Genomic DNA, 23,137 nt, shown 5'->3' on the forward strand with positions numbered 1-23,137 from the left:
GATGACGACTGTGCTCATGCCCGCCGAGGCTAGTCGGGCAAGGCGGGGGAGTGGGCCGCGCGGGGTCGGGTGGGGCCCGTGAATCGGGCGGGGCGGGCCCGGCCGGGCGGGCCAGGTGTGGTCAGGCGGGTCCGGCGGAGTCGGCGTCGAAGGCGTCGAGTAGGGCGTTGAAGGCGGGTACCGCCGCCGACAGCAGCTCGCGCTGCTCGCCGGTCAGCCGGCCCAGGTGCTCGGCGAAGTCGCGGTCGCGGTCGGCCAGCACCTGCTCGATGCGCGCTCGGCCCAGGTCCGTCAGCCGCACGCAGACGCCACGCCGGTCGGACTCGTCGGGCTCGCGCTCGACGTACCCCATGGCCTCGATGACGCTCACCGAGTTGCTGGTGGTCGGCACCCGCACGTTCTCGAGCCGGGCGAGGTCCGTCATGCGTAGCCGCCCGTGGCAGGCAAGGGTGTGCAGTATCGACGTCTGCGCTCTACTCAGCGCGTACTGGGTGCTCTGCCGGCGGACCAGCAGGTCCAGCCGGAGGAGGATGGGCCGGAACTGTTCGGCGAGACCCAGAGCGGGCCCGACCTCACCGGTGTCCGGTTCCCTCGTCGTCGTCACCATGACCCCAGCCCCCTCGAGACCGGCTCCCCCCCGGAAGCCTCGCGGCACCGAATGTAAGCCCTCCTTCTCCTGTCGTGGGGCTGCACGTCGAGGCACTGGTCGGGCGGCGTGTGATGGTGGACACTCAAGGCATGGGTTTGTATCACCAGATCACCGGATCCGGACCGACCATCGTCCTCATCCACGGCGTCTGCCACCGCGTGCACGCCTGGGATGCTGTGGTGCCGTTGCTCGCCGACCGGTTCCGGGTGGTCGTCGTCGACCTGCCCGGGCACGGACGATCCGCCGACCTGCCGGAAGTCGGGGACGTGCTCGACCACTTCGTCGGTGAGCTCGTCGACCTGCTCGAGGCGGTCGTCCCGGCCGGCGAGCGGCCGCACATCGCCGGCAACTCCCTCGGCGGCTTCCTCGCGCTGGAACTCGGGGCGCGCGGGTTGGCCAGCAGCGTCACCGCGCTCTCGCCCGCCGGGTTCTTCCGCTCGCACGCTGAGTGGCGCTACACGATCACCGTCTTCCGCAGCCTCCGACGCGCGGCCGGCAGACTCGGGCGGCACATCCCCGCCCTCACCGAGCGGGCCGCCGGACGCGCGGTGATGATGGCGGTGTTCTGCGCCCGCCCGTGGCGGTATCCCGCCGAGGCAGCCGCGATCGACAGCGAGGCGATCGTGTCCAACACCGTGCTGGACCGGGCCGACCGCCGGACCTTCCTGTTCTCCGCGCCCGTCGACGAGAACCTCCCCATCACCATCCGCTGGGGCCGGTTCGACATGGTCCTGCCGGTCGGTCAGGTCAAGCTCGCCACGAGGCTGTTCCCGCAGGCGAAGGTCGAGATCACCGCCGACGGGCACGTGCCGATGTCCGACGACCCCGAGGGCGTGGCCGCGTCGATCGCGGCCTGCGCCGAGCGCGGACTGGCGTACGCGGGCGCGGCACCGGCCGTCGCGGCGTCGACTGCCGGGCGGTAGGTCGCGCCTGCCGGGCGGGTCGGGGCCCGCCGAGAAGAGGATCTCGCCTGTATCGACCTAGTGAAATGGTGCGAAAAGCTCTTCTCGACGGGGCCTCAGGCTCAGCTGCGATCCGCGTCCGAGCGGGGTCAGCGGCCGAGCGAGCCCGTCGGCAGCGACCCCGAGCCGAGCGAGCCTGTGCCGAGCGAGCCCGTCCCGCCGGAGAAGCCGTCGCGCCAGGCCACGACCGTCGACGGGCGGGGCTGGGAGTCGCCGCCGTCCGGCCAGTGCGAGGCCGGGTTCTCGATCGACGCGCCGTCCATCTCGCCCGGGTGCTGGACGTTGACGATCGCGCGGTCGTTGAACACCAGCGGACCGCAGGTCTCCGCCCCGATCGGGACGGTGAGGAACAACTTGGTCTCACCGCGGTTCGGGCCCTCGGTGGCCACCGAGTAGAGGCCGTCGTTGAAGCCGAGCGCGTTCCCGTCGGTCGACACCCACAGTCCGCCGGCGGGGTCGAACGCTACGTTGTCCGGGCAGGAGATCGGGCTGACCTTGGACTTGTCGAAGCCGCCGAAGTACGAATCGGCTTCGGCGGGATCACCACACACGAGCAGCAGGTTCCAGCCGAAAGTCGTGCCCCCGTGGTCGTCGGTGATCTCGACGACCTGGCCGTGCTTGTTGTTGTGCCGCGGGTTGGTCTCGTCGGCCGCGGCCCGGCCGGAGCCGCCGCGCTGGGAGTTGTTGGTCAGCGCCATGTACACCCTGCCGGTGGTCGGGCTGGGCTCCACGTCCTCGGGCCGGTCCATCTTGGTGGCGCCGACCCGGTCGCCCGCCATACGCGTGTGCACGGCGACCTGCTCGGGCGTCATGCCCTCGACGTGAGAGATGGCCTTGCCGTCGGCGTTGACGGTCATGAGCGGGATCCAGGTACCGGAACCGTCGAACGCGCCGTCGGATGGAAGCTCTCCCGAGCCGTCGATCTCGGACGCGGGCGAGTTGCCGGAGAAGCTGGCCACGTAGAGGGTGCCCTCGTCGAGGATCCGCATGTTCTCGGCGCGTGCGGCCCGGGTGTTACCGGGGACGATGCGGCGGCTGGAGACGAACTTGTAGAGGTAGTCGAAGCGCTCGTCGTCGCCGGAATAGGCCACGACGGCCCCGTCGGCGGTCACGTGGATGCTCGCGCCCTCATGCTTGAACCGGCCCATCGCCGAGTGCTTCACCGGCGTCGAGTCGGGATCCCACGGATCGACCTCGACGACGTAGCCGAAGCGGTTGACCTCGTTGGGTTCCTTCGCCAGGTCGAAGCGATCGTCGAACCGCTCCCACAGGCGGCCTGAGGGGGAGACGCTGATGCCGTAGCGGCTCAGCTGTGCGCGGCGCTCGGTGTCGGTGACCGAACCGGAGGTGCCGAAGTACTGGTTGAAGTTCTCCTCGCCCGAGAGCACGGTGCCCCACGGGGTGTGCCCGCCCGCGCAGTTGTTCAGCGTGCCCAGGACGCGCGTGCCGGTTGGGTCGGCGGTGGTCCGGGTGAGGGGGCCGACGGCGGGGCCGCGCAGGTCGAACGGGGTGGTGGCGGTGATGCGCCGGTTGTAGGAGCCCATGACGGGGTCGAGGCCGCCGTCCGAGGCGCGGGTGGCCAGTTCGACCACGGTCAGCCCGTGCGCAGCCCAGGCGATCTCGACCTGCTCACGGGTCGGGTTCGCGGAGTCGTAGCCGCGGAACATCGTCGGCTCGGTGGTGTACTCGTGGTTGACGGTGAGCAGGTAGCGGCCGTCTCGGTCGTCCATCGGGAACATGACGGCGAGGTCGCAGTTGTAGCCGTACTGCATCGCCTGGGCGGCCGCGGTCTGGTTCTCGAAGTCGAACTCCGGGGCGCCGGGCAGCACGGGATCGCCCCAGCGGATCACGACGTCGCTGGAGTAGCCCTCGGGGACCGTGACGGCGTCGGCCTTGTTGGGCGCGACCGGGGTGAAGCCGGTGTCGATCGTGGCGCCGCCGGTCGAGCCGGTGGACCCGAGCGAAGCGGCCGCGCCGGGACCCTGTGCGGCGGCGGTCGCGGGCAGGGCCTGCGCGGCTCCGACCGCCAGCGCCACGACGCCCGCCGCCTTGAGCGCCCCGCGGCGGCTGATCTCGGTGGCGATGTCGCCGAAGTAGGCGTTGTCGGTGGTGTTCGGCACCGGGGCGGCGCACTGGTCTCCACACTTGTACACACAGGTCACGTGCTGGCGGTTGGAGATTCCTGGAGTGGCGATCGGAAGCAGGCGGCGGACGGACATTCGAGTCTCCCTGAAGACAGCTACGGCTCATCGGACGCTGTGACGCTAGGTGCGCAGAACCACCGGACGAACGCGCCCGGTGAACGTCCGGACGAACTGTGGGCGCAGTGCAGGTGAACCCCGGCGCGGGCCGCTACAGTCGTCGTGTCCACCCTCTATCTCGGATCGCCCGGCACGTTCCTGTCGGTGAAGGGAAAGACCCGCTCATGGCCTCGGTGACCTTCGAGAACGTGTCAATCATCTATCCCGGGGCCGCGCGGCGCAGCGTGGACCGCCTGGACCTGGAGATCGCCGACGGCGAGTTCCTCGTCCTGGTCGGGCCCTCCGGTTGCGGCAAGTCGACCACCCTGCGCGCGCTCGCCGGCCTCGAGGACGTGGCCGCCGGACGCATCCTCATCGGCGACAAGGACGTCACCGGGACCGAACCCAAGGACCGGGACATCGCGATGGTGTTCCAGAACTACGCGCTGTACCCGCACTACACGGTCCGCGAGAACATGGGCTTCGCGCTCAAGTTGGCCAAGGCGAGCAAGCAGGAGATCGCCGAGCGGGTGCAGACCGCCGCGGAGATACTCGACCTGGTGCCGTACCTGGACCGCAAGCCAAAGGAACTCTCCGGTGGCCAGCGGCAGCGTGTGGCGATGGGCCGGGCGATCGTCCGCAACCCCCAGGTCTTCCTCATGGACGAACCGCTGTCGAACCTCGACGCCAAGCTCCGTGTGGCGACGCGTGCACAGATCGCCAAGCTGCAGCGGGATCTGCGCACCACGATGATCTACGTGACCCACGACCAGGTCGAGGCCATGACGATGGGCGACCGTGTCGCGGTGCTCAAGGACGGGGTGCTTCAGCAGGTCGACACCCCCCGCGAGCTGTACAACAATCCGGTCAACGCCTTCGTCGCCGGTTTCATCGGCTCGCCCTCGATGAACCTCTTCGAGGCGCCGGTGGCCGACGGTCGAGTGGACCTCGAGGGGTTCCGTGAACCGGTGCCGGCCGGGGCGGGTCCGCGGGTCACGGTGGGCGTGCGGCCCGAGCACCTGCGGATCGCCGAGGACGGCCACGGGTTGGAGGTGACGGTCGTACTGGTGGAGGAGCTCGGAGCGGACAGCTACCTGCACTGCTCGACCGCCGACGGCCACCCGGTGGTGTATCGCGCCGGGTCCGGCGGGGACGCGCGTAAGGGCGACACCGTGTATCTCGAGGCGCTCGACGGTGAAGTGCGCTTCTTCGACGTGGAGGTCGGCGACCGACTCCGCTGAACCGTCGAGCGCCGCGACATCTGTTGTTGTTACAGTTAAAGCTGTGACCTCGCCTGCGTGAACCCCACCTGACGGTGGTGAGCGAGCGACCCGGCCGATGATCGCCGTGGTCCCGCCGCCGCACATCTGTGTGGGATACGCTCAGCAGGTCCTCAGTGAGATCCGCGTCACAGCCGACGTCGATCAGCTGCCCATCGGCGCGCGCCGACGGGAGTCGAGACACGACAGTAGGAGAGAGCGCATGGCCGTTCACGGCAGGTTCCTCAAGGCGGCGACGGCCGCCTCCATCGTCGCGGTGGTCGCCGCGGGTTGTTCCTCGGGGGGTGGGGAGGACAGCGAACAGGCGAGCTCCGGCACCTCCGGCGTCGGCCCCATCACCTTCGCGATGGGCAGCAACGACACGGACAAGCTGCGTCCCGTCATCGAACGGTGGAACGCGGAGAACCCCGACCAGGAGGTCACCCTCCACGAGCTCCCCGCCGAGCAGGACGGTCAGCGCGACACCCTCGTGCAGTCGCTGCAGACGGAGAGCGGCGAGTACGACGTGTTCGCGCTCGACGTCACCGACACCGCGTACTTCGCGGCTAACGGCTGGCTCCAGCCGATCGAAGGGGAGACCGAGGTCGACACCAGCGGACTGATCGAGGCCGCCGTCGACTCGGCGACCTACAACGACACGCTCTACGCGGTGCCGCAGAACACCAACGCGCAGCTGCTCTACTACCGCACCGACCTCCAGCCGGAGGCCCCCGCCAACTGGGGCGAGCTCGTCGAGTCCTGCAGCGCGGCCGTCGAGGCCGCCATCGACTGCGTCAACCTGCAGCTCAAGCAATACGAGGGCCTGACCGTCGCGGGCACGCAGTTCATCCACAGCTGGGGCGGCAGGATCGTCGGCGACGACGGCCAGACCCCGGAGCTGGACAGCGAGGAGACCCGCGCCGGCCTGACAGCCCTGGTCGACGCATACAAGAACGACGTCGTCGCCATGAAGTCCGACAGCTTCACGGAGGAGCAGACCGCACAGGCCTTCCTGGGCGGCCGCACCATGTACGCCTACAACTGGCCGTACATGTACGACTCGGGTCAGACCGACCCGACCTCGGAGGTCGTGGACAAGTTCGACGTCGCGCCGATCCTCGGCCCGGACGGCCCGGGTAAGTCCGTCCTCGGCGGCTACAACAACGGCATCAACGTCTACTCCGAGAACAAGGCCACGGCCACGGCGTTCCTCGAGTTCCTCATCTCCGAGGACGTCCAGATGGGCTTCGCACAGGAGTCCTTCCCGCCTGTGCTGTCCTCGATCTACGACGACGCCGCGCTGCAGGAGCAGTTCCCGTACATGGAGGCCCTCAAGGCCGCCCTGGACAACGCCGAGCCGCGCGCGGTCTCACCGTTCTACCCGGCGCTGTCGAAGGCCATCCAGGACAACACCTTCGCGGCCCTGAAGGGAGAGAAGACCGTCGAGCAGGCGCTCACCGACATGAGCGCCGCGATCGAACAGGCTCAGTGACGGACCCTCTCTGAATGACGGCCGGTGGGCCCCGGGTGCCATCCCGGGGCCCAGCGGTCTCCCTGACAGGGTGTGGCGCACCCGGCGAGGAAACGGCGAGATGACGACGAGCGAGACGTCCCAGGCTCCGCTGGTGGCGAAGAAGTTCGACTGGCGACCGGTGTGGATGGTGGGCCCCGCGCTGATCATCCTCGCGGTGGTGATCGGCTACCCGATCGTCCGCGCGGTGTACCTGTCCTTCATGGCCGACCGCGGCCTCGACCCCGCCACGGGCATGTTCACCTCCGGCGGGTTCGCCGGCTTCCAGCACTATTTCTACTGGCTCACGCAGGCCTGCCCGGCCCCCGGCGGCGGCGCCGTCACCTGCCCCGACGGCGTCTCGGCCACCGACTTCTGGCCCGCCATGGGCAACACCCTGTTCTTCACGGTCACCACCGTCTCGCTCGAGACCGTGCTCGGCTTCGCCATGGCCGTCGTCATGGGCAAGAGCATCTGGGGCCGCTCCATCCTGCGGGCCGCGGTGCTCGTCCCCTGGGCGATCCCCACCGCCGTCACCGCCAAACTGTGGGCGTTCATCTTCGACCCCAACGGCATCGCCAACACGATCCTCGGCACGAACATCGCCTGGACCACCGACCCCTTCTACGCCCGTGTGGCCATCATCGTGGCCGACGTGTGGAAGACCGCGCCGTTCATGGCCCTGCTCATCCTGGCCGGACTGCAGATGATCCCCGGTGACGTCTACGAGGCGGCCCGCGTCGACGGCGCCTCGCGGTGGCAGCAGTTCGTCCGCATCACCCTGCCGCTGGTCCGGCCCGCGCTCATGGTCGCGATCCTGTTCCGCACACTCGACGCGCTGCGCATGTACGACCTGCCCGTCATCCTGGTCTCGGCGAACTCCAACTCACCCACCGCGACCGTGTCCATGCTCGTGGTCAACGAGATGAGGATGGGCAACTTCAACAGCGCCTCCGCGATCTCGACACTCGTGTTCCTGCTGGTCTTCGCCGTCGCGTACATCATGGTGAAGTTCCTCGGCGCGAACGTCGTGGAAGATCGCACAGGCAAGAAGGAGGAGATCCGGTGAGCCACCGAGTGTCTGATCACAGCACCTCGCCGGCCACGCCGACGACCACCTCGTCGTCGTCGACCTCCGGCCCCCACCGACACCCCGACGGCCGGGACCTCAAGCCCCCGCGCAAGCCTCTTGGCCGCACCGCGGGCACCTACGTCGGCGCCCTGCTCATCCTCATCTGGGGGCTCGCGCCGTTCTACTGGATGCTCGTCACGGCGTTCCGCGACAACCGGTTCGTGTTCTCCGCGAGCCCGCTGCCCTCGAACATCACGCTGGACAACTTCCGCGAGGCACTGTCCACGGACGGCGGCAACAACTTCCTGGGCGCGATCATCAACTCGGTGATCATCAGCTCCGTCACCACCGCGCTCGCCCTGACCTTCGGCGTGTTCACCGCGTACGCGCTCGCCCGGGTCGACTTCCGCGGCAAGTTTTTCGTCACCGGACTCATCCTCGCCGCGTCGATGTTCCCCGGGGTCGCCCTGGTCACGCCGCTGTTCCAACTGTTCACCGACATCGGCTGGATCGGCACTTACCAGGCACTCATCATTCCCAACATCTCGTTCGCGCTGCCGCTCACGATCTACACGCTGACGTCGTTCTTCAACGACCTGCCGTGGGAGCTCGAGGAAGCCGCCCGCGTCGACGGCGCCACCCGCGGTCAGGCGTTCATCAAGATCATCCTGCCGCTCGCGGCGCCGGCCCTGTTCACCACCGCGATCCTTGCGTTCATCATCACCTGGAACGAGTTCATCCTCTCGCAGCAGTTGTCCACCACCGGGACCGAGCCCGTCACCGTGGCGATCGCCCGCTTCTCCGGTGTCAATCCCTACATCCCGCCGCACGCGGCGATCATGGCCGCCGGTGCGCTCGTCACCGTGCCTCTGGTGATCATGGTGCTGCTCTTTCAGCGACGAATCATCTCCGGCCTCACCGCCGGCGGTCTCAAGAGCTGATCGCCGTGACGCGCAGTGGTTCGGACGCGCTGGCCTCGCGCCAGCGGCTGGAGGTTATCGGCGGGATCGTCGTGTTCTTCACCGTGCTCGCACTGGTCAACGCGGTGGGCCTGATCCTCACCGGGCGCCCGTCGATCTTCGCCTCGCTGGTCCTGGTGCTCATGCTGATCATCTCCTGGTTCACCATCCGCACTTGGCGGCGGGTCGACAGGGCGGTCCGCGCGGGCTGATGTCGCGTGGCCCGGTCCGCGCAGTGTCGTGCCAGCACCTCGGACTTCTTGGTGCCGAACTCGTCCCAGCACCCGAAGTCGGACGGGGCCCGCAGCGAGGGTTCTCCGGTGTCGGCGGCGGGTCAGCCGTCGCGTTCGAGGTTGAACCAGAAGTGCTCGCCCTCGTCGACGGTGCCATGCCCGGTCATCACCGCGAGGAGGGTGGTGGGTCGCCCGTCCGGGCCGGAGGTGACGACGGCGAAGTGGTCGATCACCGGCAGTCGGTCCTACACCATGGAGGCGGTCGGCCGTCCCCGGGAGGAGACCTCCCATAGCGACGACCCGCCGCCCCCGGTCGCGGTGGAGCCGGTGCCGGCGGCGCTCATAGCCCGAGGGTTTTCCCGATGATGTCGCGCTGGACCTCGTTGGTGCCGCCGAAGATGGTGGAGACGACGGCCTGGCGGACCATGCGCTCCATGCCGTACTCGGTGGCGTACCCGTAGCCGCCCATCGACTGCATGCACTCGAGGGTGACGCGCTTGCTGAGCTCGGTCGCCTTGAGCGTGGCCATGGACGCCTCGCGCGGGAACAGGGCCTCGGGATCTGACTCGTCCACCTTCTTGGCCACCGCGTAGACGAGCAACCGGGTGGCCTCGATCTCGGTGGCCAGATCGGCCATGCGGTGACGGATGACCTGGAAGGTCCCGACAGGGCGGCCGAACTGCTCGCGCTTCCTGATGAAGTCCAAGCAGTCGTCGGACGCGCGCTGCGCCACGCCGAGCTGCATGGCGGCGAGGATGAGCCGCTCGGTGTTGAGACCGGTCATGAGCTGCTTCCAACCGCCCCCGACCTCGCCGACCACGGAGTCCGCGGGCAGGCGCACGTCGGCGAAGTGGGCGTTGGAGCACCAGGTCTTCTGGCCGTTGATCACCCAGTCGTCGCCGTCGCGCTCGGCCTTGCATCGCAGCGCCGCGACGTCGGACCCGGCGCCGGGCTCCGACATGGAGATGGACAGGCTGCCGCCCTTGACGACCAGTTCGAGGGCGCGCTTGCGTTGCTCCTCGTTGCCGAACTTCTCGTAGGCGGCGGCGGTGATCAGGGTGGGGCCGATGCCGCCGATGGGGCCAGGCCCTTGAGTGAGTGCTCGAGGAGGAGGCAGAGTTCGACCGCGCCGGCGGCGGAGCCGCCGTACTCCTCGGGGATGGTGAGGCCGAGCCAGCCGAGTTCGGCCATCTTGGCGTAGATCTCGGGAGAGTGGGTGCCGCCCTCCATGGTGAGGTCGGCACGCTTCTCGACGCTGCCGACCTCGCGAGCACAGAAGTCGTCGATCGACTTGGCGAAGTCGCGCTGCTCTTCGGTGAGGATGTCGAACACGTCGAGCCTCTTTCCTTGCGGTTGGGGTGCCGGGAACGGTCGTAGTCGACTACTGTGACCGGTATCACCGCACGCTACATCAAATATATGTGATCTGAAACGGGAGGCTTTCGATGACCACCACCGAGCCGAGCAAGACCGGCCCCGCTTTCGCCAGCCTGGATCCCCGCGACGGCACGGTCCTCGCGGAATACCCGATCGCCGGCGCGGAGGAGGTCGCCCTCGCCGTGGAGCGGGCCCGCGCCGCCGCCGCGTGGTGGGCGACGCAGGGGCCGCGTGGTCGGCGAGAATGGTTGCTGGAGTACAAACGTGCGATCTCCTCTCGCGCGGCCGAGCTGGCCGCGCTGATCTCCGCCGAGACCGGTAAGCCGGACGAGGACGCGACCCTCGAGGTGTTGCTCGCGGTCGGCCACCTGGAGTGGGCCGCCAAGAACGCCAACAAGGTCCTTCGTCGTCGCTCCGTCTCGGCCGGTCTGCTCATGAGCAACCAGTCCGCGTACGTCGAGTACCAGCCGTTCGGCGTGGTCGGGGCGATCGGCCCGTGGAACTACCCGGTCTTCACCCCGATGGGCACGCTGTCCTACGCGATGGCCGCCGGTAACGCGGTCGTGTTCAAGCCCAGCGAGTTCACGCCGGGCGTCGGTGTGTGGCTCGCCGAGGTCTGGGATTCGCTCGGCGCCTCCCAGCCGCTCATCCAGACCATCACCGGCGACGGCTCGACCGGCGCCGCACTGTGCAGGGCGGGCGTCGACAAGCTGGCTTTCACCGGTTCCGCCGCGACGGGCCGCAAGGTCATGGCCGCGTGCGCCGAGACCCTCACCCCTGTCGTCATCGAGGGCGGCGGCAAGGACGCGGTACTTATCGACAAGGACGCTGATCTCGATGCCGCAGTGGATCAGACCGTCTTCGGTGCCATGGGCAACGCGGGCCAGACCTGCGCCGGCGTCGAGCGGATCTACGTGCACGAGGACGTCCACGAGGCGTTCGTCCACAAGTTCGCCGCGAAGGTCCGCGCACTCTCGCCCGGCACCTCGGTCAGCTCGAGTTACGGCCCCATGACCATGCCCTCGCAGGTGGACATCATCCGCCGCCACGTCAAGGACGCGATCGCCCGCGGTGGCAGGGCGGTGGTCGGTGGTGAGGAGTCGGTGGGCGACCGGATCGTCCAGCCGGTCGTGTTGGTCGACGTACCGGAGGACTCGACGGCCGTCACCGAGGAGACCTTCGGCCCGACCGTGGTCATCAACAAGGTGGGCGACCTGGAGGAGGCCGTCGAGAAGGCCAACGCCGTCAACTACGGCCTGGGCAGCGCGATCTTCACCAAGGACCGCAAGCGTGGACTCGCACTCGCGGAGAAGGTCGATGCCGGCATGGTCTCCATCAACTCGTTCCTCGCCTTCGCCGGCATCGCGGCCCTGCCGTTCGGTGGCTCGGGTGAGTCAGGCTTCGGCCGGATCCACGGCGCCGACGGGTTGCGGGAGTTCTCCCGCCCGCGCTCGATCACGGTCGAGAAGTTCGCCGCCCCGCTCAATCTCATGACGATGACCCGCAGGCCGCGGGACATCAAGATCGTCAAGTGGATGCTCGCCAACGTCCAGGGAAAGATGTGATCCAGGCATGACCGCGACCACGCCAGGTGTGAACAGGGATGTGTCGACGACGCCGCCGCCGTCGTCGGCCGACACCCGGCCGCAGACGGTTCCCGGGGTGCTCGGTCCGATCCCGGTGGACATGGTCCCCGACGCGGACAGGGCGCATCCGCTCACGGCCACCGTGCCGTTCAAGCCGGGACGCTGGTACTGGCGCGATCTCGTCGCGTCGCTCGACCCGGTGGCGGACGCGGCGGACATCCACCGAATCACCGCCGCGTACGAGTTCCCGTGGGATTACCAGCGGGCGCTCGAGCTGGCGCTGTACCGCACGTACTGCGTGCCGTCGGTCTCCGCGGTGCTGGCGGAGGCGGGCAACTTCCGGAAGGCTCCGCAGAAGCGATACGACGACACGGCGCTCCTCATGGCCGAACTGGTGGAGCACGGTGTCGATTCGACGCGCGGCAAGGAGTCGCTGCGGGTGATCAACAGGCAGCACGCGATGTACGAGATCACGAACGACGACATGCTGTACGTACTGTCGACGTTCATCTACGAGCCGCTCGAGTGGATCGACGCCAACGGCTGGCGCCGGCTGCACCCGAACGAGCGGCTCGCCGCGTTCCACTTCTATCGCGGGGTGGGGCAGCGGATGAACATCGCCGACATCCCGGAGGGCATGGCCGAGTTCCGGCGCTGGCGGGACGCCTACGAGGCCCGGGTGTTCCGCTACGCGGACACTAACAACGAGATCGGCAACTACACGCTGGACCTGATGTGTGCGTGGTATCCGCAAGCGGTGCGGCCCCTGGTCCGCAAGGCCGTGCAAGCGCTCATCGATGACGACATGGCGCGGGCCTTCGGCTTCCCGGCCCCGGCTCCGCGGGTACGCGGGGCCGCTTACTCGGCGATCCGCCTGCGGTCGCGCGTCGTCCGCTGGTTCCCGGTCCGCCGTAAGGCGTACGGCACCGAGGGCACGGAGAACCGGACCTATCCCGGGTACCCGACCGGATACCGGCCCGCGGACCTCGGGGCGCACCCCATCACGCCCCGGGATCGGATGGCGGGCGGCGGGTGCCCGGTCCCCCACGGGATGGCGGCCGACGGAACCGGGGAAGGAAACGCGCGATGACCGTCAACGGACATGACGCTGTGAAGGTCGAGCGAGACGCTGTGGGCGTGGTCACCATCAGCATCAACCGTCCCGACCGGATGAACGCGCTCGACCATCCCACCGTGTGTGCGCTGACCGAGCTCGTCGCCCGGCACGGTACCGACCCGGGCACCCGGGTGCTCCTGCTGGCCGGCGAGGGCGCAGCCTTCACCACCGGCGCCGATCTGCAGGCCATCAAGGACGCCGGTGCCGACGCCCCCACGCCCGAGGTGACCATGGACAGTGCCGCCGCACTCGTGCGGGCGGTGCTGACCGCGCCGGTGCCGGTGATCGCGGCGGTCAACGGCCCCGCGGCCGGCGTCGGGGTCTCACTCGCGTTGGCCGCGGACCTGATGCTCATGGCAGACGACGCCTACCTGCTGCTGGCGTTCACCAACATCGGTCTCATGCCCGACGGTGGTGCGAGCGTGCTCCTGCCGGCAGCGGTCGGCCGGGCGGTCGCCTCCCGGATGCTCCTGCGCGGTGACGCGGTGTCGGCGGCGGAGGCAAAGGACGTCGGGCTGGCCGTCGAGGTGCTGCCCGCCGCGGACCTGCGCGCCGCGGCCGCCAAGATCGCCCGCGGCCTGGCCCGCGGTCCGCGCCGCGCCCTGGAGCTCACCAAGCGTTCCGTCACCGGCGCGACTCTGGCCGAACTCGACGCCGCACTGGCCCGCGAGCACGAGGGCCAGTGCGAACTGCTGGTGTCCGCCGACTTCGCCGAGGGTGTCTCCTCGATCCTCGAGAAACGACGCCCCGACTTCTCCTGACCACGCGACCGTTCCGCCCTCCCGCCGCATCGACGAAAGGCCGAGACCATGTCAACCGCCACGGACCCCATCGCGGACCTCCATGCCGCTCGGCGCAACACCTGGAACACGTGGGTGGGCACCCACGCTGAGATGAACCCCGACGGGGAGGCCCTGCGGTTCATGGGCCAGACCACCACGTGGAAGCAGCTGGACGAGCGCAGCGGTCGCTTCGCCGACGCGCTCGCGCGGCGCGGGGTCGGCAAGGGCGACCGGGTCATGCTCATCACGCTCAACAACCCCGAGTTCGTCGAGGCCGTGCTGGGCATCAACGAACTCGGCGCCATCGCCGTGCCGGTGAACTTCCGGCTCACCCCGGGTGAGCTCGCCTACCTGGTCAGCGATTGCACGCCGAAGGTCGTCGTCACCGACGCCATGCTCGCCCCGCTGGTCGGAGCCATCCGCGCCCAGGGTGAGGAGCCGGGTGAGCACATCGTGATCGGAGGTGAGGCGGGCACTGACGGGCAGACCACCTACGCGGACGCGATCGCCGAGGAGGGCGCGCCCCACGAGCCGGTCGACGTCCCCGAGGACGCGACCTCGCTGATCATGTACACCTCCGGCACCACGGGGCGACCGAAGGGCGCGATGCTCTCCTACGAGAACATGACGGCCCAGGCGCTCACCTGTATCCGCGTGTTCCGGCTCTTCGACGAGGAGGGGCGGGCGCTGTGCGCCGCCCCGATGTTCCACATCGCGGCGATCGGCTCGATCGCCCCGAGCCTCCAACTCGGCGGGACCACCGTGATCCACCCGCTGCAGGCGTTCGACCCGGCCGCCCTTCTCGACACGCTCGAGTCGGAGCAGATCACCAGCATCTTCCTGGTGCCGGTGCAGTGGCAGGCCGTCTGCGCCGAGCAGCAGGCCCGCCCGAGGAGCCTGGTCCTGCGGAACATCTCCTGGGGTGCCGCGCCGTCGACCGACACGATTCTGCGCGCGATGGCGGAGACGTTCCCGAACGCCCTCAACTGCGCCGTCTTCGGCCAGACCGAGATGAGCCCCATCACCTGCGCCCTCGACGGCGATGACGCGATCCGCAAGCTGGGCTCCGTCGGCAAGGTCATCCCCACGATCCAGGCCCGAGTCGTCGACGGCTTCGGGGAGCCCGTCGCCCCCGGCGAGGTCGGGGAGATCGTCTACCGCGGCCCCACCACGATGTCCGGTTACTGGAACAAGCCGGCCGAGACCGCCGAGGCCTTCGACGGCGGCTGGTTCCACTCCGGCGACCTGGTCCGGATGGATCCCGAGGGCTTCGTCTACGTGGTGGACCGTAAGAAGGACATGCTGATCTCCGGTGGTGAGAACATCTACTGCGCCGAGGTGGAGAACGTCATCGCCGGCCACGAGCGCGTCCGTGAGGTCGCCGTGATCGGCCGCAAGGATGACGAGTGGGGCGAGGTCCCGGTCGCGGTGGTCGCGCTCAACGACTCGGAGGGCCCGGACCTGAGCCTGGAGGAGCTCACCGAGTGGCTGCGCGACAAGCTCGCAGGGTTCAAGCTGCCCAAGCACCTGGTGGTGATCGACGAACTGCCCCGCAACGCCAGCGGCAAGGTCGTCAAGGGCACGCTCCGGTCCGATCACGGAACCGTCGGCGTCTGACCCGGCCATAGGCTCGGGCGGCCCGGCATCAGGCCTGCTTGGCGGCCTCGGGCTCGCGGGATTCGTCCCAGACACCAGCCCTGTCGAGGTGCTCGACGAGGAGACGGGCGCCGGCGGAGAACTCGTCGTCCACCACGGTGTGGGCCGCGTCGACGTCTCCCGCGCGCAGCGCCTCGAGCATCCGGCGGTTGTCCTCGAGCGCGTTGGCCCGCCACTCCGGGTCCTGGGCATAGAGGCGGTACGGCATGTAGCGGGCGGCATTGCCGAGGAAGCGGGAGAGCTTGTCCGAACAGGAGACCCGGTTGATCGAGCGGTGGATCGCGTACTGCGCGCGAACGACCCCGTCGGTGTCCCCGGCTGCGGATGCGGCCTCGAAGTCGTCGATGAGATCGGAGTGGTGCTCGAGGGTTTCGGCCTCGTAGCGGGGGATCGCCCGATCGATGATGCGCTTGGACAGCTCGGCCTGCAGCCAGAAGATGTCCTCGATGTCCTGCCGGCTCATGGGCGAGACCAGGTAGCCGCGACGGGGGACCAGGTCCACCAGACCCTCGCCGCGCAGGGTGAGCAGCGCTTCGCGGACGGGGGTCACGCTCACGCCGAGGCTGGCGGCGGTCTCGTCGAGTCGGATGAAGTCCCCCGGCCGCACCTCGCCACTCATGATCCGGGTCCGGACGTGGTCGGCGACCTCCTCCGAGAGCTGGGGACGTTGTGCAAGTCGAGTGGGGGTCAAGTCCGCCACCTCTTTTCGGGAGAGAAGCGCCGTCGAGGGCGCGCGAATCCGACTGGGGAAATCAAATATATCCGAACTTGCGGCGGAATCTCAGTCGGGGGATCGGCACGGGAGCTCGGCTCGGCCAGAGCTGTGTCTTCGGCTCGGCTCTCGCAGCGCAAGTGGATCGAAAGTGAGCAAAGGGGCATCGCAAGTCAGCGAGGCAGCGTGCCCGGGGCCGGTTGTGCTGGCAGACCGCCCGGCGTCCGGCCGCCGCTGAACGTCCGGCCGCGTCCGGCCGCGTCAGCCGGGATTGCCGCGGAATCGCATGAGCCCCTGCGGGCCGGAGCCGCCTCGGGCGAGACTGGGCGCATGACCGATCCCGAGATCCGCCCCGCCGTCCGCAGCGAGCGCCGCGGCAACATCCTGCTCGTCACAATCGACCGCCCCGAGGCCCGCAACGCAGTGAACAGCGAGGTGAGCACCCTGCTCGGGCGAGCACTGCACGAGGCCGACACCGATCCCGAGATCCGCGCGGTTGTCGTCACCGGCGCGGGCGAGCAGTCGTTCTGCGCGGGCGCGGACCTCAAGGCCATCTCCCGCGGCGAGGACATCTTCCCCGCCGACAACCGCGAGTGGGGCTTCGCCGGGATGATGCAGCAGTACGTGTCGGTCCCGGTGATCGCCGCCGTCAACGGCACCGCCCTGGGCGGGGGCTGCGAGATCGCGCTGGCCTGCGACCTCGTGGTAGCCGCCGAGCACGCCGTCTTCGGCCTGCCCGAGGTCAAGCGCGGGCTCATCGCGGCCGCCGGCGGCGTGTTCCGACTGCCCGCCCAGCTGCCGCACCGCGTGGCGATGGAGATGATGCTCACGGGTGAGCCGATCACGGCCGCGCGGGCGCATGAGCTGCATCTGATCAACCGCGTCGTCCCCGCCGACCAGCTGCTCGATGCCGCGCTCGACCTGGCCGGGGTGCTCTGCGCCAACGCCCCGCTGGCCGTGCAGGCGAGTAAGCGGGTCGCACTGGGGATCCAGGACGGCGCGCGGCCGAGCGAGGTCGAGAAATGGCGCATCAGCGATACCGAGATAATCAACGTCATGACCTCAGAGGATGCCGCCGAGGGGCCGCGTGCGTTCGCCGAGAAGCGGGCCCCCATCTGGAAGGCCCGCTGACCCCCGCGCAACACCGACGAGCTGACTCCGGCCGCCAGGCTCACCGAATCGCCTTACCGGGCCCCACCGAACCGCGCGTGCCGGGCCAGTCGAAATCGCGCTCGCCGACACGCGAACCCCCACCCGTCGGCCGTGCGGGTGCGGACCCGCTGATGCTGTCATACCGTCGGCGCCATGACAGACGGATCGCGACGGATCATGGTCGAGGAAGAGCTACATCTGGTCGACCTGCGGACGAAGCTGCCGGCGAGGCGTGCAGCGGAGGTGATCGCCGAGGCCGGTGACGACCGGGTACGTGCTGCCCGCCACGGGGCGTTGGTGACCAGTCACTGCGGCGAGCACACCACGCTCGAGGATCTCGGGGCGGCGATCCGCGAGCGGCGGACGCAGCTGGCGGGGGTGGCGAACGGCCTGCGTACAGGCATCGTCGCCGCGGGTGCGCTCGGCTCACCGGGCGTGGAGCTGGCTCCAGACCCCGATGAGCCGGGGACCGCCCCCGGCCACGAGTTCCGCACCCGCGCCTCGGCGCGCTTCGTGGTGACGGTCGGGGTCGCGGACGCCGACGAGGCGCAGTTCGTGGCCCGCCGCGCGGTCCCGCACGCCCCGGTGCTGTTGGCGCTGGCCGCGAGCTCCCCGTTCCGGGCGGACGGCAGCGACTCGGGGTACGCCTCAGTGCGGTCGTTCGAGGCCCGGTGGTCGCCCGCGCACGTGTCGGCGTTCCGCACGGACACCGCGGACGGGGTGCTGGAGTCGGAGGATGCGCTGGTCGCCACGGGCGTGGTGGCCGACCGCGGCCTGATCGACGCGGATATTCGTCCGTCCGCCGACGGATCCGGGGTGGAGCTGCGGCTGTGCGACTCGTGCAGCACCGTGGAGACGATCGTGCTGGTAGCGGCGCTGTTCCGGGCGTTGGTGGACCGAGTGCTCGCCGATCCCGAGAACGCCTGGGTCGACCCCACCCCGGCCGTGCTGGCGGCCGCGTTCTGGCGCGCGGCCCGGTCCGGGCTCGAGGGAGACCTCGTCGATCCCGGAACAGGTAAGCCGCTGCCCGCGGGGGACGTGTGCGTGGCGCTTGTGGAGTCGTTGTCCGATCAGCTCGACGCGACCGGCGAGCGCGACCTCGTCGACGACCTGGTCGACGGCGCGCTGGGGGCGGGCTCGTCGGCCGCACGGCAGCGCGCGGCGCATCGGCGCAGGGGTCGTCGTGCCGACGTGGTGGCCGTGCTGCTGGCCGAGACGGTGGGCAGGATCAGGCCGCGAGCCACGGCGGACGACGGCGGGATGCGCTCGATGCTCGGCGCGTACTCCCCGCTGGGCGAGGCGGTGACGGAGGACGTCCACGACGAGGCGATCACCGAGGACGGCGCCCCGCGACCGCAGTACGTGGACGTGCTCAAAGCCGTCTCGGATCTGGGTTCGGCGACGATCCGCGAGCGCAAGGAGCAGGTCGACGCGGAGCTCCGGGATCGCGGCGTGACGCTCAAGGTGTACGGCGAGCCGGAGCCGCAGGTGTTCCCGCTGGACCCGGTGCCGCGGATCGTGCCGGCTGATCAGTGGGGGCGGATCTCGGCGGGGATCGAGCAGCGCGGCCGGGCGCTGGAGATGTTTCTGCGGGACATCTACGGCGATGGTGAGATCGTCAGCGCCGGGATCGTGCCGCAGGACGCGCTGGACCGAGCCCCGGGCTACCGGAAAACGGGCCGGGTCGTGCCGCCGGGGACGATGCGTGCGGCGGTGAGCGGTGTGGACCTGGTGTCGACGGGCTCGGGCGAGTGGGTGGTCCTGGAGGACAACCTGCGGATGCCGGGCGGGTTGGCCATGGCGGTGACGCTGCGCGAGCGCATAGTGGAGGCATACCCGGAGTTCGGGGCGCGCGGGGAGATCCACGACCCGGCTGAGGGGCTGGGCATGTTGCGGGAGACTCTCCAGGCCGCGGCGCCCGACGGCGTGGGCGACCCGTCGATCGCCGTGGTGGTGGCGCCCGACGAGGTCACGGCGCACGACCTGATCCACGCGGCCGAGGCCGTGGGCGGTGCGGTGGTGACCCCGCGGGATCTGGTCAGTCACGACGGGCGACTGTGGAGGGTCGACGACGACAACGACGACGAGCGCATCGGCGTCGACGTCCTCTACGTCCGGATGGACGAAGAGGCGCTTCTCTCCTCCTCGGGCGCGGACGGGACGGTCCTGCGGCGTGGCTTGCTCGGCGCGATCTCAGACGGCACCGTCGCGATGGTCAACGCTCCCGGCAACGGCGCGGCGGACGACAAGGCGATCTACGCGCTGGTGCCGTCGATCATCGACTTCTACCTGGGCGAGAAGCCGCTTATCGGCCAGGTCGATACTTTCCTGTGCGCGGACCCGCCGCAGTTGGAGCAGGTGCTGGACCGGCTGGACGAGCTGGTGGTCAAGCCGATCGACGGCTACGGCGGTTCTGACATCACGGTGGGCCCGGAGTGTTCGCCGCGGGAGTTGGACGAGCGACGGGCCGAGTTGCGGCGCCACGGTGAGCGGTTCGTGGCGCAGGAGGTGCAGGCGCTGTCGACTCTGCCTACGTTCGACGGGCGCGACCTGCAGCGGAGGCACGTGGACATGCGCGCTTTCGTCATGTTGCGCAACGGGCCGACCGGCGAGATCCACGCGTCGGCCCCTCCGGTGGCCATGACACGAGTGGCCCCGGCGGGCACGATGGTGGTCAACGCCTCGAGTGGAGGCGGTGGAAAGGACACCTGGATTCACCGTGCCTGACCCCGACACCATCGACATGACCGACACCGTTGACACGGCTGAAACCGTTGAGACGACTGACACCGTGGACGCGACCGAGACCTCGGACGTCACCGAGGTCACCGAGGAGACGGGCTCCCGCCAGCAGGCGGGCCCGCCGGATGACGCGGCCGGGGGGCCGGGCGAACTCCGGCACACCAGCTCCCCGTGCCTGTCCCCGGACGGTTTGCTTCTGGCGTGTGTGGTCACCGAACGCACCGGCTATCCGCGGGCGGTGCAGCGACCGCTGGGCCCGGACGGTTTCAAGGGCGCGGGGCCCGAACGGAACGTGGTGCTGCCCGTGGAAGGGCCGGTCCGCAGGGTCGCCTACTCGCCGGACGGCCGGTGGCTGGCGTGCGAGGTGGCCCCTGACGGTGGTGAGCGTGAGCGCATCTGGCTTGTCACCACCGATCCGGACGACCACCGTGCGTACGCATTGAATGCCCCGGGCGACGTCACCGAGCAGATCGTCTGCTGGGACGGGGGTCGGCTGGCGGTGACGGCCTTCGACGCCGAGGGCCAGGCCGAGGGCCGGCTCGTGGACCCGGAGACCGGGGAGATCACCGTCATCGATCGCCGGATGGGCGGGGCGCTCAAGCACTCACGGGACGGCGCGGCACTGTTCCGTGTGGGCGCCCGCGGGAATCGCGAGTTGCTGCGGATCATGCCGGACGGCCGGTGGTGGCCTCTGCTGCCCACGGACACCGGATCCACCACCGACGCCGGGGAGGTCCTCGACGCCGGCGGCGACGATCGGCCCATGCGCATGGTCGTACGCAGCGACTACTCGTCAGATCGCGTGGGGTTGCTAGAGGTGCGGGCCGATGAGTCCGGGACCACCTCGTGGCCGATCGCCTATCGCGCGGACGCCGACCTCGACCGCGTGGAGGTGAGCTACGACCGGCGCACGGCCGCACTGCTGTGGAACGTCCACGGGGGACTGTCCGAGATCGAGATCCTCGACCTGTCGCGTCGTCGGCCCCGGGTGATCGCCCGACCGCAGCTGCCGGAGGTCGTGGCCTCGGCACCCACCCTCACGGCGGACGGCCGACTGCTCGCCGTGACCGTGGAGAGTCTCGACCAGCCACCGCACGTGGTGATCTACGACGTGCGTCGTCGTTGCTGGATCGGTGAGTCGCCCGCGCAACCCGACCCCGGCCCGGAGCTGCTGCGGTTCACCGCACGTGACGGGCTCGAGTTGAGCGGGTGGCTGTACCGGGCCGATCCGGAGGGCGGGCCCGCGCCGACGGTGGTGCACCTGCACGGCGGCCCGGAGGGCCAGTCCCGTCCGGGATATGACGACATCGCCCGGCGGATGCTCGATGAGGGCGTCAACTATTTCAAGCCGAACGTCCGGGGTTCGACCGGCGGCGGCCGGACGTTCGGCCACGCCGACGACCGGTACGGCCGGTTCGCGGGGATCGACGATGTGGAGGACGCGTTGCTGCACCTCGTCGACGAGGAGATCGCCGATCCGGAGCGGGTGGTGGTCTCGGGCCGGTCCTACGGCGGCTACCTGGTCAACGCGACCCTGGTGCGGCATGCGGGTCGCTGGCGCGGCGGGATCGCCGCCTGCGGGATGAGCGACCTGCAGACCTTCTACCGTGACACCGAGCCGTGGATCGCGGCGGCCGCCTATCCCAAGTACGGGAATCCGCTCCAGGAACGTGAACTGCTGCGCGAGGTCTCCCCGCTGCGCAGGTTCTACCGGATTAACGTGCCGATGCTCTTCATTCACGGGGCGCACGACACGAACGTTCCGGTCAGCGAGACGAATCAGGCGGTCGAGGAACTGCGCTCGCGTGACGTACCGGTGGACGTGTTGTTGTTCGAGGACGAAGGTCATGAGTTCGTGAAATTGGCCAACCGGCAGTTGCTCGGTGACCGGGTGGTCCAGTTCTGTCAGGAGGTATTCGATGTTCGGGCGCAAGTCGACGGAGAAGAATGACCCGCCCGCTGAGGGCGGTTTGCAGGGCCGGCTCGTCCAGTGGCGGCGTCACATCCACGCCCATCCCGAGCTGTCGTACGAGGAGGAGCGCACGACCGACTTCATCGCGGGCGAGCTCGAGAAGATGGGACTGAAGCCCCACCGGTTCGATCTCGGCACCGGGTTGTGGTGCGACGTGCCCGCCGCGAAGGGCGCCACAGCGAAGGACGTGGTGGCCCTGCGCGCGGACATCGACGCGCTGCCCATGGACGAGGAGAGCGGCCTGGATTTCGCCTCACGTACCGAGGGGGTGGCGCACACCTGCGGCCACGACGCCCACACGGCGATGCTGCTCGGCGCGGCCGAACTGTTGGTCGCCGACCCGCCGTCCCGGCCCGTGCGGCTGATCTTCCAGCCGGCAGAGGAGACCATGCCAGGCGGCGCCAAGGACTGCGTGGAGGAAGGGGTGGTCAAGGACGTGGACCGCATCTTCGCCCTGCACTGCGATCCGCACCGGCGGGTGGGCGAGGTGGGCGTGACGGCCGGGCCGATCACCTCCTCCAACGCCAAGGTCCGGATCCGACTCGAGTCCGACGGTGGTCACACTGCGCGTCCGCACGAGACCCAGGACACCATCTTCTCTACCGCCGAGCTCGCCACCGGGCTCACGGCGGTCCTCGACCGTCGTCTCGACCCGCGCTCGGGCACCGTGCTGACCTGGGGCGCCCTGCATGCCGGTGGTGATGCCCCGAACGTGATCCCCGATCACGCGGAGCTGCTGGGCACGCTGCGTAGCGCGGACCGGGACGTGTGGGCGACGGTCGAGGACCTCGTGCGGGAAGCCGTCGAGGACCTCACCGCGCCCTACGGCATCCGCGTCGAACTCGAATACACGCAGGGTGTTCCGCCGGTGGTGAACGACGCCGACTGCGCGGATCTGGCCACCGAGGCGGTGCGCCGGGTGCTCGGGAAGGACGGTGTGGGCACCGCCGACCAGTCCAGTGGTGGCGAGGACTTCGCCTGGTACACCGAGGAGATCCCCGGCGTGTACCTGCGGTATGGCGTGTGGGACGGGAAGTCGGAGGAGACCGACCTGCACCACCCGGGCTTCATGCTCGACGAGTCGGCGCTCGAGCCGGGCGCCCGGCTGTTCGACGCCTTCGCCCGCCTCGACCGGGACGCGGGCGAGGGGAGCTGAG

The 23,137-nt window shown here is 69.6% G+C and carries 18 protein-coding genes and 1 pseudogene; 14 read left to right on the forward strand and 5 right to left on the reverse strand.

Annotation, left to right across the window (positions count from 1 at the left end):
* Nucleotides 1-121: 121 nt before the first annotated feature.
* Complete coding sequence (locus HMPREF3086_RS08545; protein ID WP_061228355.1) at nt 122-607, reverse strand: MarR family winged helix-turn-helix transcriptional regulator; 486 nt, start codon at nt 605-607, stop codon at nt 122-124.
* 131 nt (nt 608-738) lie between these two features.
* Between HMPREF3086_RS08545 and HMPREF3086_RS08550 the strand changes: the two genes are divergently transcribed.
* Nucleotides 739-1,572, forward strand: a complete 834-nt coding sequence (locus HMPREF3086_RS08550; protein WP_070721368.1) for an alpha/beta fold hydrolase — start codon at nt 739-741, stop codon at nt 1,570-1,572.
* Nucleotides 1,573-1,700: 128 nt separating this feature from the next.
* Here the strand turns inward: HMPREF3086_RS08550 and HMPREF3086_RS08555 are convergent, their stop codons facing one another.
* The gene (locus HMPREF3086_RS08555) at nt 1,701-3,830 is read right to left on the reverse strand and encodes a PhoX family protein (protein ID WP_070721339.1); all 2,130 of its coding nucleotides are present in this window, start codon (nt 3,828-3,830) and stop codon (nt 1,701-1,703) included.
* A gap of 206 nt (nt 3,831-4,036) precedes the next feature.
* Between HMPREF3086_RS08555 and HMPREF3086_RS08560 the strand changes: the two genes are divergently transcribed.
* The 5 genes from HMPREF3086_RS08560 to HMPREF3086_RS08580 all read left to right on the forward strand — a co-directional run bounded on the left by HMPREF3086_RS08560 (nt 4,037) and on the right by HMPREF3086_RS08580 (nt 8,863).
* Complete coding sequence (locus tag HMPREF3086_RS08560) at nt 4,037-5,092, forward strand: ABC transporter ATP-binding protein (RefSeq protein ID WP_070721340.1); 1,056 nt, start codon at nt 4,037-4,039, stop codon at nt 5,090-5,092.
* A gap of 241 nt (nt 5,093-5,333) precedes the next feature.
* Nucleotides 5,334-6,602, forward strand: a complete 1,269-nt coding sequence (locus HMPREF3086_RS08565) for an ABC transporter substrate-binding protein (protein WP_070721370.1) — start codon at nt 5,334-5,336, stop codon at nt 6,600-6,602.
* A 100-nt stretch (nt 6,603-6,702) separates the two neighbouring features.
* Nucleotides 6,703-7,689 (forward strand): carbohydrate ABC transporter permease, encoded by a 987-nt coding sequence (locus tag HMPREF3086_RS08570; RefSeq protein WP_070721342.1) that lies wholly within the window; start codon nt 6,703-6,705, stop codon nt 7,687-7,689.
* An 8-nt stretch (nt 7,690-7,697) separates the two neighbouring features.
* Nucleotides 7,698-8,633 carry a carbohydrate ABC transporter permease gene (locus tag HMPREF3086_RS08575; RefSeq protein WP_083324363.1) on the forward strand — a complete coding sequence of 312 codons (936 nt, stop codon included), beginning with the start codon at nt 7,698-7,700 and terminating at the stop codon, nt 8,631-8,633.
* 5 nt (nt 8,634-8,638) lie between these two features.
* Nucleotides 8,639-8,863: a hypothetical protein gene (locus HMPREF3086_RS08580; RefSeq protein WP_070721345.1), complete on the forward strand. Its 225-nt coding sequence runs from the start codon at nt 8,639-8,641 to the stop codon at nt 8,861-8,863.
* A gap of 122 nt (nt 8,864-8,985) precedes the next feature.
* On the opposite strand, the gene HMPREF3086_RS19770 is transcribed toward HMPREF3086_RS08580, so the two are convergent.
* Nucleotides 8,986-9,117: a hypothetical protein gene (locus tag HMPREF3086_RS19770; protein ID WP_256386785.1), complete on the reverse strand. Its 132-nt coding sequence runs from the start codon at nt 9,115-9,117 to the stop codon at nt 8,986-8,988.
* 107 nt (nt 9,118-9,224) lie between these two features.
* Nucleotides 9,225-10,216, reverse strand: a pseudogene (locus HMPREF3086_RS08590) (acyl-CoA dehydrogenase family protein).
* Between the two features lie 113 nt (nt 10,217-10,329).
* On the opposite strand from HMPREF3086_RS08590, the gene HMPREF3086_RS08595 reads away from it, so the two are divergent.
* The 4 genes from HMPREF3086_RS08595 to fadD5 all read left to right on the forward strand — a co-directional run bounded on the left by HMPREF3086_RS08595 (nt 10,330) and on the right by fadD5 (nt 15,363).
* Nucleotides 10,330-11,826, forward strand: a complete 1,497-nt coding sequence (locus HMPREF3086_RS08595) for an aldehyde dehydrogenase family protein (protein WP_070721347.1) — start codon at nt 10,330-10,332, stop codon at nt 11,824-11,826.
* 121 nt (nt 11,827-11,947) lie between these two features.
* On the forward strand, nt 11,948-12,937 hold the full coding sequence (locus HMPREF3086_RS08600; RefSeq protein WP_109148401.1) for an oxygenase MpaB family protein: 990 nt from the start codon (nt 11,948-11,950) through the stop codon (nt 12,935-12,937).
* Nucleotides 12,934-13,725 carry an enoyl-CoA hydratase gene (locus HMPREF3086_RS08605; protein WP_070721351.1) on the forward strand — a complete coding sequence of 264 codons (792 nt, stop codon included), beginning with the start codon at nt 12,934-12,936 and terminating at the stop codon, nt 13,723-13,725. The genes HMPREF3086_RS08600 and HMPREF3086_RS08605 overlap by 4 nt, the downstream gene beginning before the upstream one ends.
* 48 nt (nt 13,726-13,773) lie before the next feature.
* Complete coding sequence (fadD5, locus tag HMPREF3086_RS08610; RefSeq protein WP_070721352.1) at nt 13,774-15,363, forward strand: fatty-acid--CoA ligase FadD5; 1,590 nt, start codon at nt 13,774-13,776, stop codon at nt 15,361-15,363.
* Nucleotides 15,364-15,391: 28 nt separating this feature from the next.
* Here fadD5 and HMPREF3086_RS08615 read toward each other — a convergent pair whose 3' ends face one another.
* Nucleotides 15,392-16,102: a GntR family transcriptional regulator gene (locus HMPREF3086_RS08615; protein WP_083324364.1), complete on the reverse strand. Its 711-nt coding sequence runs from the start codon at nt 16,100-16,102 to the stop codon at nt 15,392-15,394.
* A 342-nt stretch (nt 16,103-16,444) separates the two neighbouring features.
* On the opposite strand from HMPREF3086_RS08615, the gene HMPREF3086_RS08620 reads away from it, so the two are divergent.
* The 4 genes from HMPREF3086_RS08620 (at nt 16,445) to HMPREF3086_RS08635 (ending at nt 23,136) form a co-directional block, all read left to right on the forward strand.
* Complete coding sequence (locus HMPREF3086_RS08620; protein WP_070721357.1) at nt 16,445-17,245, forward strand: crotonase/enoyl-CoA hydratase family protein; 801 nt, start codon at nt 16,445-16,447, stop codon at nt 17,243-17,245.
* A 174-nt stretch (nt 17,246-17,419) separates the two neighbouring features.
* Entirely contained in the window at nt 17,420-19,993 is a 2,574-nt protein-coding gene (locus HMPREF3086_RS08625) for a carboxylate--amine ligase/circularly permuted type 2 ATP-grasp protein (protein WP_083324365.1), read from the forward strand.
* 16 nt (nt 19,994-20,009) lie between these two features.
* A complete protein-coding gene (locus HMPREF3086_RS08630; RefSeq protein WP_083324366.1) occupies nt 20,010-21,959 on the forward strand; it encodes a S9 family peptidase in 1,950 nt (649 codons plus the stop codon).
* Nucleotides 21,928-23,136 (forward strand): M20 family metallopeptidase, encoded by a 1,209-nt coding sequence (locus HMPREF3086_RS08635; RefSeq protein ID WP_070721360.1) that lies wholly within the window; start codon nt 21,928-21,930, stop codon nt 23,134-23,136. The genes HMPREF3086_RS08630 and HMPREF3086_RS08635 overlap by 32 nt, the downstream gene beginning before the upstream one ends.
* Nucleotide 23,137: the final 1 nt, after the last annotated feature.

The sequence above is a fragment of the Dietzia sp. HMSC21D01 genome (assembly GCF_001815995.1).
Classification (GTDB): Bacteria; Actinomycetota; Actinomycetes; order Mycobacteriales; family Mycobacteriaceae; genus Dietzia; species Dietzia cinnamea.